Below are 14,811 nucleotides of genomic sequence, written 5' to 3'. Positions count from 1 at the left end.
TGAGAAGGGCCACGCCCTCCCGCCAGGCGGCCTGCTCCTGCCGCCGGCCGGAGTACTCGGGCTCGACGACCTCGGGGGTCCACTGGAGGGTGGGGAAGCCATTGCCACGGACACGCCACCTCAGGTTGCGTGTCGCGCTCTCATCCGCGCTCGCGGAGGTACGCCTCCAGCTCTGCGGCACCGGTCAGCATCGCCCGCCCGCGGGCGGACAGCCGACCGTGCCAGTCACTCAGCGCGGCCTCCAGCGGCTCCAGCCCGCCGGCCGCCCGTACCTGGGTGATCAGCGGGGCGATCTGCTCCAGCAGGTAGCCGCCCCGCCTGAGTTGGTGAGCCAGCCGGGCGTCCCGGACGTCGGCCTCGTCGTAGACGCGGTATCCGGTCAGCGGGTCGCGGCGCGGGCTCACCAGCCCGGCGTGCTCCCACTTGCGCAGTGTCGCGGGCCGGATTCCGAGCTCCGCCGCCAGCGGCCCGATGAACGTGCCGCCGGCCCCGGACACCGCGGCCGGCTCGGACACTGCGCCGGGCTCGGACGCCGTGGTGGGCTGCAGGCCGCGGAGGGCGCTCTCCACGGCCTGGAGCGTCCGCCGATCGTCGAGGAGCTGGGCGTGGCTCTCGTCGATGAGCCGGAACGCCTCATCGACCGTGCCCTGGTTCACGGCCCGCATGATCGACGTCGCCGTCCGGTGACTGTGGCCCGGTACCAGGGCGAGGAACGCGCGCAGTGCGCCCGCGTGCAGCGAGGTGTAGGTGCGGTAGCCGTGGGGTGTGCGACCGGCGGCCGGAAGGATGCCGGCCTCTTCGTAGTTCCTGACCGCCTGCGTGGACAGGCCGTGCTCGCGCGCCAGGTCAACCGGCCGGAGCTGTCTGCCGCTTTGAAGGTTCTGTCCCACGGACCTGACCATATCGCGGGAAAGTTTCAAGCGGAGGTTCAACGATACCGTTGAAGGCATGGCCACTGACATCAGCGACACCACCCATGCCTTCGAGGCCGCCGCCGTCATGAAGCTGCTTCCGGCCCCGCCTCGGCTGCTCGCCCTCGGCGAGCCCACCCACGGCGAGGACACTCTGCTCGGCCTGCGCAACGAACTCTTCCGGCAGCTCGTCGAGCAGGAGGGCTACCGGACGATCGCGATCGAGAGCGACTGCGTGATGGGCCTGGTCGTGGACGACTACGTCACCTCGGGCACGGGCACCCTCGACGAGGTCATGGAGCACGGATTCAGCCACGGGTGGGGCGCGTCCGCGGCCAACCGCGAGCTCGTGCGCTGGATGCGCGCCCACAACGACGGCCTGCCCACGTCCGAGCGGCTCCGCTTCGCGGGTGCCGACGGCCCGCTGGAGATCACCCACGCCGCGAGCCCCCGGCAGACCCTCACCGCACTCCACGGCTACCTCGCGGCCCACCTGGACGTGGAGCTGCTCCCCTGCAGCGCGGAAACACTCGACCGCCTGCTCGGCACCGACGACCGGTGGACCCATCCCGCCGCGATGACGGACCCGTCCCAGTCCGTGGGGCGGTCGGCCGAGGCCAGTCGGCTGCGGCTGCTCGCCGACGATCTGGTGGCGCTGCTCGACGCGCAGACGCCGCACCTGATCACGGCGACCTCGCGGGACGACTGGGACCGGGCCCGCCTGTACGGGCGTACCGCCGTCGGCCTGCTGCGCTACCACTACGGGATGGCCGACACCTCACCGGCCCGCATGACCCGGCTGTTGGGCCTGCGGGACCAGATGATGGCCGACAACCTCCTCGCCGTCGCCGAACGGGGCCCGGCACTCGTCCACGCCCACAACTCCCATCTCCAGCGGGAGAAGAGCACGATGCGGATGTGGGACCAGCCGCTGCTGGAGTGGTGGAGCGCCGGCGCGATCGTGAGCGCCCACCTGGGCGAGGAGTACGCCTTCCTTGCCACGGCCCTCGGCACGATCCGCCACCAGGGAGTGGACGCCCCGTCCCCGGACACCGTCGAAGGACTCCTGTACGCGCTCCCGGAGGACCGCTGCGTCATCGACGCTCCGCGGCTGGCCACCGCCCTCGGCGACACGCGGCCCGCGCCCCGCGTATCCCCCTGGTTCGGCTACGCCCCGTTCGACCCGGCCCACTTGGCGGGCAGCGACGGCCTGGTGTTCGTCAAGGACGTCCCGCAGAGCTAGGGCCACGATCAGCAGTCCGGCGTGTCGGGGCGCCTCGGGCTGCGCGAGCCCCGCCCGGCTGGCGCGGATTGCTGGTCCGGCAGCGGACGGGCCTGCCCGTACGACACCGCGCCGGCCCGGTGTCCGAGCACACATCTCCGGGCGAGAAGGCCGGCCCGATCGGGGGGCCGCGCGTACGGCCCTTGATCAGGCCGGGCAGCAGCCGCCCAGTACCGGCTTCCCAGAAGTCCGTCTCCGATACACCGGCAGACCGTCGTAGCCGTGCTCGGCGCACCAGCCGGGCTCCCCAGGTATGCGGGTCGCAGTTCCGCACTCGGCGGTCAACAGGACGGAGTCCAGCTCGCTCAGGATTCGGACTCCGGTTGAACTGCGTCATGCCAGTTCAGTGCTTGCGTCACCTGGTGGTGCGTCTCTTCGGCCACCACACGGGCTTCCGCCACGGCATCCCCGCGTTCACGCACCAAGCTCTCGTAGACCGGCAGGTGATCGTTTTCGGCTGAGTTGGTTTTCACAGGGCTGATCCTTATCGGTGTCGTACTCCGGGGCGGCCTGACCGCACCGCGAAATTCTGGGTGCTCTCAAAACCGGTAATGCGGTCATGCACGGTTGAGTCGCGCGGCGATCCCGTGACCGACGAGCAGATAAAGCACGGCGGGCAGACCGTAATTGAGGAGCACTCGAAGGCCCTCTGTGTCCATGGTGAAAATGTCCTGCGACCACCAGGCCAGCCAATCGGCCGTTCCGTGCACGAACTCGACGAAGACACTCGCTTCGTTGGCCCCGAGCAGGTGGAGCAGAATCCACAGGCCAAGGAAGCCGGCGGCGATGTCAGCGATCGTGTGGATGGCCAGGGCCGCGCGTCGGGCACCGGCCTGGTCCCGTGGGTAAGGGCGCGGGCCGGTCGGGGGCTGGTCGTAGGCGCGGTATCCGGACACCGGGTCGGGATTGCTCACTGATTTCCCATCTGACTCATGATCTTGCAAGCCGGAGTACGGCAATGTCTCCGCGTTCCCGCGCACTCGGCACACGGGTACGTGCATGACTGCGTCATGGGTCCGCCGCCGTGTTACACGCCCCAGAGATATTCAGCATTCGGGCACACGTGCTGCAGATTTCCCACTCAATGTGCGAGCGAGGTGCTCCTTGATGCGCCTCGTCGCGCGCTCTCTCGGCCTGCTCTACGCCGGCCCGGTGGGCGGCTGCCACTCGAGCAGCAGGATCGTGGCATCGTCGCGCAGGTGACTGGACTTCGCGTCCAGGATGGAGTGGATCAGACGCCTCAGCGTTTCGGATGCGAGTTCTCCGGCGGCCGTCGCCCGGATGACGTAGTCGGCGAAGCGTTCGAGGCCGAAGAGGCTGTTGTCGCGGGTGCGCGCCTCGGTGACGCCGTCGGTGCAGAGCAACACCCGGTCGCCCGGCTGCAGGGCGCATTCGTGAATCTGGCGCGGCCGCCCTGCCAAGAGGAACGGCAGTCCCATCGGCGGGTCCGGCTCGCGTTCCAGCGCGTCGACGATCAGCTGCTGGTCACGGATGAGGAGGGGCGCGGGGTGACCGCAGTTGGCCCACCGCAGCATCCCGGTGGCGAGGTCCAACTGGGGCAGTACGCCCGTACAGAACTGATCGGGAAGCCACTCGGCGAGCGCCTGGCACGATGTCGACCAGTTCGGGGAGATCCGCGCCGGTACGCCGGGCGTTGCGGCATGCGGCGAGGGAGACGGCGCTGGTCAGTCCTGAGGCGAGGTTGTGCCCCATGGCGTCCAGGACGGTGGCGTGCAGCGTCGTGTCCGTCAGGGAATGGTCGAAGGCGTCGCCGCCGATCTCGTAGGCAGGCTCGAGTACGGCCGTGGAGATGACGTGCCCGTTGCCGATCGTGCGCGGAGGCAGAAACGCCCGCAGCAGTTCGGCGGGCAGCATCATGGGTTCGACGCGCGTCCGGCGGACGAAGGAGTCCTTATACGCCCGTTTGGACGTGATCATCATGCTGAGCAGTGCGCCAAGTGCTCTGCCTCGAGTGAGTGATGCGGCCGTGAGTACGCGGGCGTGCACCGCGAGGACCCCGAGCCGCTCGGCTCCGTCTAGCAACGGGAACCAGGCCGTGATCCCGTCCGTCCCCGACTCCTCGACCCGTAGTGACTGGGTGCGATAGGTCCAGCCCGCCAGTGAGTCGTCGATCGGGTGGAGGCGACGTCGGTCAGCGGGACGAGGCTGCGTTGTTGCAGGTCGGCGAGGTACACCACGGCGTGCTGAAGTCCCAGTGCCTTTGTGCAGCGGGCCACCGCGGTGGACAGCTCGAGTGTGGAGTTGACAGGGTCGGCGAGGAATTCCCTGAGCTGCTCGTCGCTGACCTCGGCCGTCACGTCATCACCGCCCAGTGGACTGATCGTCTGGCCCCAGCCTCACACCCGGCGCCGTGATCCGCAGGTCGAGGTCGGCCCACGGCGCGAGGAGCCGGCGGGCGTCGGCCGGGGCTCGCCGTACGGGGCGCGACGTGTGGTGCCGGGTTCAGTCCCCGCGCACGTCGACGTCACCGTTGACCGTGGTCAGCGTCATGGTGGGGCCGTGGGGAACGTCCCGCGTGGGGACGGCGACCGTGGCGCGGCCGTTGTCCGTGCCCGCGGTGACGAGGTAGGCAGGGGCGTTGTGCGGGACGGTGACGCCGACCGAGCCATTGGTGGTCGTCGCGGTGACACTCGACGGGGCGGTGGCGCAGGCGAGCTTCACATCGCCGTTCGTGGTCGCCGCGTACAGCCGACGCGTGTCGAGGGCCGTCGCGCGCACCGAGCCGTTGCGGGTGGACAGCCGTACCGCGGCATCGTCGCCTCCGGAGCGGGTGACCGTCACGTCGCCGTTAAGGGTCGTCAGGTCCAACGCGGCAGCGATGCCCGCCGCGTCGATGCCCGCGTTGCGGGCACTGACCGTGACGCTCACGCCGTCCGGGACCTCGACGTAGGGCATGCGGGGACACGCTTCCCCGCTCCGGGCCCGGTCCCCACACGAGAGGTCGAGGGTCCATGTGCCGTCGCGGTGCGACCAGTCGGCATCGGCACGGTCGTCCACGATGGCTCGGTGGCCGTCGGCGGGGCGTAACAGCAGCCCGTTGTCGGTCGTGATGACCAGGTGACGACCGGAGGCCCCAAGGGCGGGTCCCGCCGCGACCGAGCCGTTGGACGCCCCGCTCCCGTGGTCACCGCACGACACGGCGACGGGAAGAACCGTCAGCACGACGCTCACGAGCAGCACCCGCCTTGTCGGTATCGCCTTCATGCCGCTACGAATGCCCCGACCCGGCACCGTCATGGCCACGCCACCGGTCAGTACCGAAGCCGGCTGCCGGCCCCGCCCCGGGCGAAATCCACGCGCGGGTCGAAGGGCTCCCGCAGTACGGTCTGGCGATGGACGATCAGGACGGTTACTTCGGAGAACGGGTCGCGGCGGCCTACGACGAGTCGTCAGCTGACATGTTCGACCCGAGTGTCGTGGAGACGACGGTCGGCTTTCTGGCGGGGCTGGCCGGCGGCGGCCGGGCCCTTGAGCTGGGCATCGGGACGGGACGCATCGCCTTGCCGCTGGCGCGTCACGGAGTCCCGGTCCACGGCATCGATCTGTCACGGGCGATGGTGACCCGGCTGCGTGCCAAACCAGGCGGTGACGCGATCGGCGTCACGATCGGTGACTTCGCGACGACCAGGGTGGACGGGACGTTCTCCGTCGCCTACCTGCTCTTCAACACGATCATGAATCTGACGACGCAGGCCGCCCAGGTGGCCTGTTTCCGCAACGCGGCGGCTCACCTGGAACCCGGGGCCTGTTTCGTCATCGAGGTCATGATCCCCGAACTGCGGAAGCTCCCGGCGGGGCAGAACGTCGTGCCGTTCCACGTGAGCCCGACGCGGTGGGCGTTCGACGTCTACGACGTCGCAACCCAGGCGACGAGTTCGAACTACGTCGAAGTCGTCGACGGCCGTGGTGAGTACCGGTCGATCCCCTTCCGGTATGTGTGGCCGTCCGAACTCGACCTGATGGCCCAGCTCGCCGGGCTGCGACTGCGCGAGCGGTGGGAGGGATGGACGCGGGAACCCTTCACCAGCGAGAGCGGCCGGCACGTCTCGGTCTGGGAGAGACCCGCCGACTGACCGGCCTTGTTCACGCGTCGTGACGTCAGGGAGTGGCGAGGAGTTCGAGCGTGTCGATCACACGGTTCGAGAAGCCCCACTCGTTGTCGTACCAGGCGACCACCTTCACGTGGCGGCCGTCGACGCGGGTCAGGGCCGAGTCGAAGATCGCCGAGGCCGGATTGCCCGTGATGTCGGAGGAGACGAGCGGGAAGTCCGAGTACTCGAGGATGCCGGCGAGCGGCCCCTGTGCCGCGGACAGGTACGCCGCCAGCACGTCGTCGCGGGTGACGTCGCGGGCGACGGTCGTGTTGAGCTCGACGATGGAACCCACCGGAACCGGTACTCGGATCGAGTCGCCCGACAGCTTGCCGTCCAGGTTCGGAAGCACATGGCCGATCGCCTTGGCGGCACCGGTCGTCGTCGGCACGATGTTGACGGCGGCGGCCCTGGCACGACGGGCGTCGCGGTGCGGACCGTCCTGCAGGTTCTGCTCCTGCGTGTAGGCGTGCACCGTCGTCATGAAGCCGTGCTCGATACCGGCGAGTTCGTCGAGCACCGCGGCCAGCGGTGCGAGCGCGTTGGTCGTGCACGAGGCGTTCGAGACGATCGTGTGGACGGCCGGGTCGTACGCGTCCGTGTTGACCCCGAACGCCAGCGTGACATCGGCGCCGTCCGAGGGCGCGCTGACGAGCACCTTCTTCGCACCCGCGTCGAGGTGGGCGCGGGCAGCCTTGGCCGACGTGAAGCGGCCGGTCGCCTCGAGGACGATGTCGACACCGAGTTCGGCCCACGGCAGCTGCGCCGGTTCGCGCTCGGCGAGCACCGTGATGCGACGGCCGTCGACGACGAGGGCGTCCCCGTCGACGGTCACCGGACGACCGAGCCGGCCGGCCGTGGTGTCGTAGGCGAGCAGCCGCGCGAGGGTGGCGGGCTCCGTGAGGTCGTTGACCGCGACGACCTCGAGGTCGCTGTCGCGTTCGAGCAGTGCGCGCAGCACATTGCGTCCGATGCGGCCGAATCCGTTGACGGCGATGCGAGTCATGAATGATCTCCCTTCGGTTCCCCACCAGGTTCGCTCGCGGCTTCCGCCGCTGACAGTGGCGCGACTGCCACGGTTCGCAAGGATCGCGCCAGTGGCAGGGCTACTCGCCCGGGGCGAAGGTGCGCCGGTACTCACTCGGTGTGGTGCCGAGGATGCGCTGGAAGTGCAGCCGCAGATTCGCACCGGTGCCGAGGCCGACGTCGGCGGCGATCTGCTCGACGCCGCGCTGCGAACGCTCCAGCAGCTCGCGGGCCAGGTCGATGCGCGCGCGCATGACCCACTGCATCGGCGTGTACCCGGTCTCTTCGACGAAGCGACGCGAGAACGTGCGCGGCGAGACCGCGGCCTGCCGCGCGAGTATCTCGAGGGTGAGGGGCTCGCCGAGCCGGTGCAGCGCCCACTCGCGGGTGGCGCCGAAACGTTCGCCGAGCGGCTCGGGCACGCTGCGCGGCACATACTGCGCCTGACCGCCGCTGCGGTAGGGAGCCGCGACCAGGCGCCGGGCCGCGTGGTTCGACGCGGCCACCCCGAGGTCGCCGCGCAGCATGTGCAGGCACAGGTCGATGCCCGAGGCGGCGCCGGCCGACGTGAGCACGCTGCCCTCGTCGATGAACAGAACATTCTCGTCGACCTGGACGAGCGGATGCTTCGCCCTGAGTGCCCGTGTGTAGTGCCAGTGCGTCGTGGCGCGCTGACCGTCCAGCAGGCCCGTCGCGGCGAGCGCGAAGGCGCCCGTCGAGATGGCGGCGAGCCGCGTGCCCCGCTCGTGGGCGGCGACCAGCGCGTCGACGACGGCCTGCGGCGGATCGTCGCGGTCCGGGAACCGGTAGCCGGGGATGAACACGATGTCGGCCCACGCGAGCGCGTCGAGGCCGTGGGCGACGTGGTAGGAAAGGCCGTCGCCGCCGGTCACGAGACCAGGTGCCGCGCCGCACAGCCGCACCTCGTACGGCATGCTCGCGCGAGTGGTGAACACCTGGGCGGGGATGCCGACATCGAGCGGCTTCGCGCCTTCCAGCACGAGAACGGCGACGCGACGGAGGCGGGAGGCTGACACGGGGACAGGGTACGCAGGGATGAGGGCTGAGCCCCGCCCGGAGGAGTTCCTTCGAGGTCAGGCGTTGCGTGGGGTGACCAGGCCGGATTCGTAGGCCAGGACGACGAGTTGGGCACGGTCACGGGCGTGGAGCTTGGCCATGGCCCGGTTGATGTGGGTCTTCGCGGTCGTCGGGCTGATCACCATGCGGTCGGCGATCTGGTCGTTGGACAGGCCCTGCGCGACCAGGGCGACGGCCTCGCGTTCGCGGTTGGTCAGCTCTTTCAGTCCCGCGCCGTCGTCGGTGTGGAGCGGCTGGGTGACGTACCGGTTGATCAGCTTGCGGGTGATCGACGGTGCGAGCAGGGCGTCGCCGCGCGCGGCGACGCGTACGGCATGGAGGAAGTCCTCCGGCACGATGTCCTTGACGAGGAACCCGGCCGCGCCGGCGCGCAGTGCGTCGAAGACGTACTCGTCGAAGCCGTAGTTGGTCAGGATGACGACGTGCACCCCGGCCAGGGCCGGGTCGGCGGCGATGCGCCGGGTCGCCTCGATGCCGTCGACGACCGGCATCTGGATGTCGATGAGCACGATGTCGGGCAGGTGTTCCCTGGTGAGGACCAGGGCCTCCTCACCGTCGGCGGCCTCGGCCACCACCTCGATGTCGTCCTCGAGGTCGAGGAGCGCGCGGAATCCGCTGCGCAGGAGCGGTTGGTCGTCGACAAGCAGGACTCGGATCATGGCGTCCGGTCCACGGGGAGTTCGGCCTGGACGGTGAAGCCGCCCTCGCCACGCGGCTCCGCTCGCAGCCGGCCGCCGAGGGCGGTGACGCGTTCGCGCATCCCGAGCAGCCCGACGCCGGGCACCGGGGCGGTGTCCGGTGTGGCCCTGCCGTCGTCGTCGACGCGTATCGCGAGGGCGTCCGGACGGCAGTCGATCCGGACCGACGCGGTAGCGGCGCCGGCGTGCCGGGCGATGTTGGTGAGCGATTCCTGGACGATCCGGTAGGCGGTCCGGTCCACCGCGGCCGGCACGGCGTGCCGCTGTCCTTCGATCGTCAACGTCGTGTCCAGGCCGATCCCACGGGCCCGTTCCACCAGTTCCGGGACATGGTCGAGCCCGCGCGGCGGGGTCGTGTCGTCGTCGCGCAGTGCTCCCAGGGTGGCGCGCAGCTCCCGGGTCGCCTCACGCCCGGCCGCCTGGATCGCCAGCAGTGCCTGCGGCACCTCTTCGCCGCGCTTGCGGGCCACGTGGACGGCGACTTCGGCCTGCACCTTGATGACCGAGATCTGGTGGGTGAGCGAATCGTGCAACTCCCGCGCGATGTGCAGCCGCTCCTCGTCGGCCCGGCGCCGCGCGGTCTCCTCCCGGGTGCGCTCGGCTTCGTCCGCCCGCCGCTCGGCCTGTCGCAACGCTTCGCCCGCGGCGCCGGCCGCGATCAGCCAGGCCAGCTCGAGGGCGCCACGGGCCTGCGCGAACGCCTCGCTCGCGTCGTGCAGGGAGACGAGCGCCGCGAGCGGGAGAGCGGCCAGCATGGTCACGCTCGCCACCACCGTGATGGTGCGGTGTCCCGCCCGTACGGCCGCGTACACCGCGAAGAGGTACGCGACGGCGGGCACGTCGAAGCCGGCCGCCTGATAGCCCACCGCGCACAGCCCGGTGACGGCCAGGACGGGCACCGGAGCCCGGCGGCGCGCGGCCAGCGCCAGGCCGCCGGCCACCAGCAGCGCGTAGCCGAGCAGGTCGAGGCCCGTCGCTGAGTGCTGTCCGGACAGCCCGGTGACCAGCAGCGTCGCCGCTACGCCGACGGCGATCGCCCAGTCTCTGACGCCGGCCGGAACGCCGGACCGTCCTGTACTCATGCGCGCACCCTAGCCGGATGCCGCCATGGTCGAGTCCCGCTCGCGGACGAGCGGCCGACTACCGCGTACGCAGTACTTTCACGGCGCCTGCGGCGTCCGCGGCAACCGGGTGCGTCCTCGGCGGCAGCGCGAAGTGACTCCGGCCGCCGGACGACCGGCGGCCTGTTCGGCGACATGCTCGAGCCACCTCCGAACCTCGGAGACGAGACGTACGAAACGAGACGCAGGACATAGGAAAGAGGAGAGGGACATGAGCCCATCAGGAGCCCTGACGTCAGTGGGACTGGTGATGGCCGCGCCGGCGGCCGCGAGCATGTCGGTCCAACCGGTCGCCGCCGGTGTCTACGACATGAGTGCCGGGCGACTCGGGGCCTCCTCGGCCGCCGTGCTGGGGCTGATCGGCGTGGTCATCGGCGGACTGGCGCTGGCCCGCCCCGCCGGTCGTTTCGGCACCGGCTCCGGCTCCGGGCGGCTCGGAACCACCGTGGCGCTGGTGGCCGGACTGATCGCCATGGCCCTCGGCGGGCTGGTCGTGGCCACCTCCGACGGTGGTATCGGCACCGGCAACGGGCTGGGCGGGGCCATCGTCGCCCTGGTGGTGGGGCTGATCGCGCTGGTTCTCGGCGGGCTGGCCCTGGCCCGCTCCCGCCGCACCGCCTGACCGCGAGCTGCTCATCCAGGTGGGCCAGGGGCGGCGACGCGAAGGTCGAGGAGCTGTTGGGTGTGCCCTGGTACGTGGTCCGTGGCGAGGCCATTGATGAGGGCCGCGAGCGGAATCGGCTGGTCCAGCACCAGGGCCCCGTTGGACTGGAGGAACGTCGGAACCAGAACCGCGGCGGCTTCCTCGTTGAGCTGATCGGCGATGTCGCACAGGACGGTGGCCTGGTTGCGGACGTGGCTCATCAGGTCCGCCCTGCCGGAGTGCTCGGCGATGATCCGGCCGAGATTCCAGGGGTCGAGGGAGACCCGGTTGTCGAAGGCGGGGCGCGAGCCGGCGACGACGGCGAGAGCGGCCGCTGCGGTCCCGGCGTCGACGCTGAGGAGATGGGCCAGAATCTGGTCGGCGTTCCATCCTCCGTCGTCCACGTCCTCCGCGTCACCGAGGTCGGGGCCGGCCGCAACCTCGAGCAGCCTGTCGTAGGCGCCGCGCAGTGCTGTCGTGTCCACAGCGTGCTTCCCTTCGGTCGGGTCGTGTCGTGTCGAGTCAGTCGGGTGGTGTCGAGCCCGAGTCCCGCTCCGCTGCCTCGGCGACGCGTTTGATGTTCGCCAGGCGCCGGTCCCAGTCGGCCGCGAGTGAGGCCATCCACCGGGCCGTCGCGTCCAGTGCCGCGGGCCGTACCGCGTAGCGCATCTCGCGTCCGACCCGGCTGCCGGAGACCAGGCCGGCGGCGTCCAGGACGGCGAGGTGCTTGACCACTGCCTGCCGGGAGACGGGGAGTGGTTCGGCGAGCGTCGTCGCGGTGGCCTCGCCCCGTGCGGCGAGCAGGTCGAGCAGCCGGCGTCGGGTCGGGTCCGCGAGCGCGGCGAGGACGTTGTCCACCGCCTCGCCGGCGCCGGCGCGTTCGTCTGTCACGCGGAGGGCTGTTCGGCGCGCGTCTTGAGCGCGTCGAGCTCCAGGGGCCAGCCCGCGGTGTGGTCCTTCAGGTTCTGGCTGCGCAGTTCCTCGGACCCGGCCAGTGCCGCGAAGCCGCTCTCGACGACGCGCAGCCGGGTGCCTTCGCCTTCCTGGGTCAGCGTGAACTCCACGAGGGTGCTGTTGTCCTCGCGCAGTTCCTCCCCGGGGAAGGCGCTGGTCCAGCGGTACGCCAGGTAGGTGGGGGGCTCGACCTTCTCCACGCGCACCGGGAAGTCGCCGTGCTCCGCGTTCTTCGCCACCATCGACTCGCCTTCCCTGGCCACGGTGCCGGGCAGGCTCGCCTTGTCGGCCACCCAGAACCCGGGCTGGGCCACCAGCGACCAGACCCGCTCCAGGGGTGCCGCGATCAGGGTCTCGCGCTCGATCCGGTCCTCGCTCATGAGGTCGACTCCATTCGTTGCCGTCGTTGTGTGCAACTCCAGAGTTGCACGTCGCGATTCCAGGTGCAACCCGCGAGTTGCACTCCGCTCGAACAGTGGTGGACCGCAGCAGTGACCCCGTCGCCCTCCGGCGTACCGGGATCGTCCCGCTCGGTCACCGTAGGCCGCCCTGCTGGCCTCGATCTCCGTCTCCGCGATGTGCTCGATCGCCCAGCCGACGAGCCCGGGCGCCGGTGGTATGAGGCTCCGCCGGGGAGGCAGGTCGTACTCGACTCGCGGCGGGACCTCGGCGTACGCCGTCCGGGACACGAGGCCGTCGCGCTCCAGGTTCCGGAGTGTCAGCGTCAGCATCCGCTGTGAGATCCCCGGTATCTGCCGGTGCAAGTCCGTGAAGCGCAGGCGTCCCTGGCGGCGAAGCCCGGCAGATCGGCCTCGACATCGCCCTGCTGGTGACCGCCGCCGCGGCCTGGCGGGGGACCACCCGGCTCTGGCCGACCCGCCCGCGCCCCGGTCCCCCGCCGGGCGGTGCCGTACCCACTGTACGCACTGTGGGCGGGCGCCCGGGCCAGGGGGCTCAGTCGCTGCTCTTCTGCCGTGCCGCACGGTCGAGTTCGCGGGTGAGCGCGTCTTCGCCCCGGCCGATCAGGGCCTTCTCCAGGCTGTGGTCGTCGCGCCGTGAGATCCGCTCGCCCTCGGCGAAGCCGTCGGTGTCCAGGACATCCCCGCACCACTCCCCACGGCCCACGACCTGGTCGTCGAACGGTACGACCGCGCCCTCACCGAGGGCCACCCAGCGGTCGTCCTGCCACCGCAGGGCGAGGATGTAGGTATGGCCGGGGACGACCCGCGGGGCGTCTCCCACGAGGTCGTCGACGCGGGTGCTGCCGTCGGACCGGAGGATCTTCCAACCGGGGGCGATGTAGTCGACGGCGGCGCCGACGTTCGGGTGCGAACGGGCGGGAGAGGTGAACGGGAGGGATTCTCGCGTCAGTTCGACGGTGCGCTCGAGCTGGTAGAGGTACGCACCGGCGGCCAACTCCCTGCGGCCGCTCTCCCGTTCCCGCACGGCGCGTCCCACGATCACGACGTCTGCGTGGTCGACCCAGTCCCGTGCGGTTGCGGACGGGTACCGATCGACGGGGAACCCGCAGCCGTTGACGGTGTCGAAGGCCGGCCGGCCGGTCAGTACGCCGGCGACGACGCCGACCGCGGCGAGCACCGCGACGACGGGGCGGCCCGGTGCAACGAGTAAGGGACGTCTGGGACTTGTGAGGTCTCTGGGCATCCGTTGATCTTGGTCCGGCGGTGATCCGTCCGGCGTGGTGGAAGCCACACCTCCGGCCACAGTCGTGTCACAGACGGAACAGGTCGGCAGGGGGCCGGTAGGCGGCCCGAGCCGGGGATGCCTGACCTTCAGCGTGGTCCCGTCCCGTGCCGCACGGAGTCTCGGGCGGAGTCGACCAGGGCCGCGATCAGGGGCGAACGCCCGGCGGCCTGCCAGGCGAGCACGATCTGCCCCGGCGGGATGTCGCCGACCGGAACGTACGCGATGTCGTCCCGCGCGTAGCCTGCGGCGACCGGGGCGGGCAGGAACACCACGCCGCGCCCGGCTCGGACGTACTCCACGATCTCTTCCATGTCGTGGACGACGGGTCCCTGCCGTGGTCGGGAGCCGTCGGGACGTGGGTCCACGGTCCAGAAGGCGTTCCACGCGGGCGTGGCCTCGGCGTAGCGCAGGACGGCCTCGCCTGCGAGGTCGGCGATACCGACGGAGCCGCGGGCGGCCAGCGCGTGCTCGGCAGGCAAGGCGACGACAAGCGGCTCGGTGTAGAGGGGCAGCAGGCTGAGGCCCTCGGAGTCGACGGGCAGCCTGACGAAGCCGGCGTCGACGCGGCCGTCACGCAGGGCCTGGCCGTGATTCCACCAGCGCAGGCGCTCGAACCGGACCTCCACGCCGGGGTGACGGTCGGTGAAACGCTGCACGACCGCGGTCATGTCCGTGCCCAGCATGAATCCGACGGTCAGGCGGCGGCCGGCTTCGTCGGCCCGCCTGGCCCGCTCCAGCGTGGCCTGGCTCTCGGCGAGCAGCCGTCGGGCGTCGTGACAGAGCTGTTCGCCGGCCGGGGTGAGGGCCACCTCCCGGCTGGTCCGGACGAAGAGATCCACCCCGATGTCGCGTTCCAGTTGCCGGATCTGTCGGGAGAGCGCGGGCTGGGTGATGTGCAGCGCGACGGCCGCCTGCCCGAAGTGCGTCCACCGCGGCCGCGGCGGCCACCCTGGGCGGGCTGGCTCCCGACGGCACGCTGCTGCTGTGCGGCTACGGCTCCGATCCCCTGGTCCTGCCCGCCCAGCCGATGGTCCTGAACCGGCTGCGGGTCATGGCCTCCCCGTCCGGCTCCCCGCACGACCTGCGCGACACCCTCGCCTTCTCCGCGGCCCACAGCATTCTGCCCGACGTCACCCCGATCAGCCTCGACCAGGCGCCGGCCGCCCTGGACGCCATGGCCGCGGGCCGGGGCGGCGGACGGTCCGTCATCTCCTTCGGCTGACCCGCCCGGGGTCTCGTTCAGGACACCCGGAACAGGA

General features: G+C 71.0%; 17 protein-coding genes and 3 pseudogenes. 4 read left to right on the top strand and 16 right to left on the bottom strand.

Annotated elements, in window-relative coordinates:
- Positions 1–140 precede the first annotated feature (140 nt).
- Entirely contained in the window at positions 141–890 is a 750-nt protein-coding gene (locus OG252_RS48410; protein WP_266446289.1) for a TioE family transcriptional regulator, read from the bottom strand.
- A 58-nt stretch (positions 891–948) separates the two neighbouring features.
- On the opposite strand from OG252_RS48410, the gene OG252_RS48405 reads away from it, so the two are divergent.
- The gene (locus OG252_RS48405) at positions 949–2,154 is read left to right on the top strand and encodes an erythromycin esterase family protein (protein WP_266446286.1); all 1,206 of its coding nucleotides are present in this window, start codon (positions 949–951) and stop codon (positions 2,152–2,154) included.
- Positions 2,155–2,498: 344 nt separating this feature from the next.
- Here OG252_RS48405 and OG252_RS48400 read toward each other — a convergent pair whose 3' ends face one another.
- The 4 genes and pseudogenes from OG252_RS48400 to OG252_RS48385 form a co-directional block, all read right to left on the bottom strand.
- Complete coding sequence (locus tag OG252_RS48400; protein ID WP_266446283.1) at positions 2,499–2,666, bottom strand: hypothetical protein; 168 nt, start codon at positions 2,664–2,666, stop codon at positions 2,499–2,501.
- Positions 2,667–2,750: 84 nt separating this feature from the next.
- On the bottom strand, positions 2,751–3,107 hold the full coding sequence (locus tag OG252_RS48395; RefSeq protein ID WP_266446280.1) for a hypothetical protein: 357 nt from the start codon (positions 3,105–3,107) through the stop codon (positions 2,751–2,753).
- 225 nt (positions 3,108–3,332) lie between these two features.
- Positions 3,333–4,526 (bottom strand): annotated as a pseudogene (locus OG252_RS48390) (PP2C family protein-serine/threonine phosphatase).
- A gap of 130 nt (positions 4,527–4,656) precedes the next feature.
- Positions 4,657–5,418: a DUF4097 family beta strand repeat-containing protein gene (locus OG252_RS48385; RefSeq protein WP_266446277.1), complete on the bottom strand. Its 762-nt coding sequence runs from the start codon at positions 5,416–5,418 to the stop codon at positions 4,657–4,659.
- 128 nt (positions 5,419–5,546) lie between these two features.
- On the opposite strand from OG252_RS48385, the gene OG252_RS48380 reads away from it, so the two are divergent.
- A complete protein-coding gene (locus OG252_RS48380; protein WP_266446275.1) occupies positions 5,547–6,287 on the top strand; it encodes a class I SAM-dependent DNA methyltransferase in 741 nt (246 codons plus the stop codon).
- A gap of 25 nt (positions 6,288–6,312) precedes the next feature.
- Here the strand turns inward: OG252_RS48380 and gap are convergent, their stop codons facing one another.
- The 4 genes from gap to OG252_RS48360 form a co-directional block, all read right to left on the bottom strand.
- On the bottom strand, positions 6,313–7,311 hold the full coding sequence (gap, locus tag OG252_RS48375) for a type I glyceraldehyde-3-phosphate dehydrogenase (RefSeq protein ID WP_266446274.1): 999 nt from the start codon (positions 7,309–7,311) through the stop codon (positions 6,313–6,315).
- 100 nt (positions 7,312–7,411) lie between these two features.
- Positions 7,412–8,368 (bottom strand): GlxA family transcriptional regulator, encoded by a 957-nt coding sequence (locus tag OG252_RS48370; protein ID WP_266446270.1) that lies wholly within the window; start codon positions 8,366–8,368, stop codon positions 7,412–7,414.
- A gap of 57 nt (positions 8,369–8,425) precedes the next feature.
- Positions 8,426–9,088, bottom strand: coding sequence for a response regulator (locus tag OG252_RS48365; protein WP_266446268.1), 663 nt, complete (start codon positions 9,086–9,088; stop codon positions 8,426–8,428).
- Positions 9,085–10,209: a sensor histidine kinase gene (locus OG252_RS48360; RefSeq protein ID WP_266446266.1), complete on the bottom strand. Its 1,125-nt coding sequence runs from the start codon at positions 10,207–10,209 to the stop codon at positions 9,085–9,087. The genes OG252_RS48365 and OG252_RS48360 overlap by 4 nt, the downstream gene beginning before the upstream one ends.
- 250 nt (positions 10,210–10,459) lie before the next feature.
- Here OG252_RS48360 and OG252_RS48355 point away from each other — a divergent pair, with 250 nt between their 5' ends.
- Entirely contained in the window at positions 10,460–10,870 is a 411-nt protein-coding gene (locus OG252_RS48355; RefSeq protein ID WP_266446263.1) for a DUF6223 family protein, read from the top strand.
- A gap of 11 nt (positions 10,871–10,881) precedes the next feature.
- Here the strand turns inward: OG252_RS48355 and OG252_RS48350 are convergent, their stop codons facing one another.
- From OG252_RS48350 to OG252_RS52515, 7 genes and pseudogenes are all read right to left on the bottom strand, one after another.
- Positions 10,882–11,376 (bottom strand): hypothetical protein, encoded by a 495-nt coding sequence (locus tag OG252_RS48350; RefSeq protein WP_266446260.1) that lies wholly within the window; start codon positions 11,374–11,376, stop codon positions 10,882–10,884.
- A gap of 37 nt (positions 11,377–11,413) precedes the next feature.
- A complete protein-coding gene (locus OG252_RS48345) occupies positions 11,414–11,782 on the bottom strand; it encodes an ArsR/SmtB family transcription factor (protein WP_266446257.1) in 369 nt (122 codons plus the stop codon).
- Entirely contained in the window at positions 11,779–12,225 is a 447-nt protein-coding gene (locus OG252_RS48340; protein ID WP_266448961.1) for an SRPBCC domain-containing protein, read from the bottom strand. Before OG252_RS48340 ends, OG252_RS48345 begins: the two co-directional genes overlap by 4 nt.
- A gap of 207 nt (positions 12,226–12,432) precedes the next feature.
- Positions 12,433–12,828, bottom strand: a pseudogene (locus OG252_RS52520) (winged helix-turn-helix transcriptional regulator); the annotation flags it as partial.
- Positions 12,800–13,444, bottom strand: coding sequence for a hypothetical protein (locus OG252_RS48330; protein ID WP_266446255.1), 645 nt, complete (start codon positions 13,442–13,444; stop codon positions 12,800–12,802). The gene OG252_RS48330 and the pseudogene OG252_RS52520, both read right to left, overlap by 29 nt.
- 194 nt (positions 13,445–13,638) lie before the next feature.
- Entirely contained in the window at positions 13,639–14,361 is a 723-nt protein-coding gene (locus tag OG252_RS48325; RefSeq protein ID WP_443068517.1) for a LysR family substrate-binding domain-containing protein, read from the bottom strand.
- Positions 14,350–14,463, bottom strand: a pseudogene (locus OG252_RS52515) (helix-turn-helix domain-containing protein); the annotation flags it as partial. The pseudogene OG252_RS52515 and the gene OG252_RS48325, both read right to left, overlap by 12 nt.
- Before the next feature lie 140 nt (positions 14,464–14,603).
- On the opposite strand from OG252_RS52515, the gene OG252_RS48320 reads away from it, so the two are divergent.
- Positions 14,604–14,774 (top strand): hypothetical protein, encoded by a 171-nt coding sequence (locus tag OG252_RS48320; RefSeq protein ID WP_329344524.1) that lies wholly within the window; start codon positions 14,604–14,606, stop codon positions 14,772–14,774.
- The last annotated feature ends 37 nt before the right edge of the window (positions 14,775–14,811 follow it).

This window comes from Streptomyces sp. NBC_01352 (assembly GCF_036237295.1).
GTDB classification, from domain to species: Bacteria; Actinomycetota; Actinomycetes; order Streptomycetales; family Streptomycetaceae; genus Streptomyces; species Streptomyces plumbiresistens.
The sequence above is the reverse complement of the archived record's forward strand: the minus strand, read 5'-3'. Positions and strand labels throughout refer to the sequence as shown.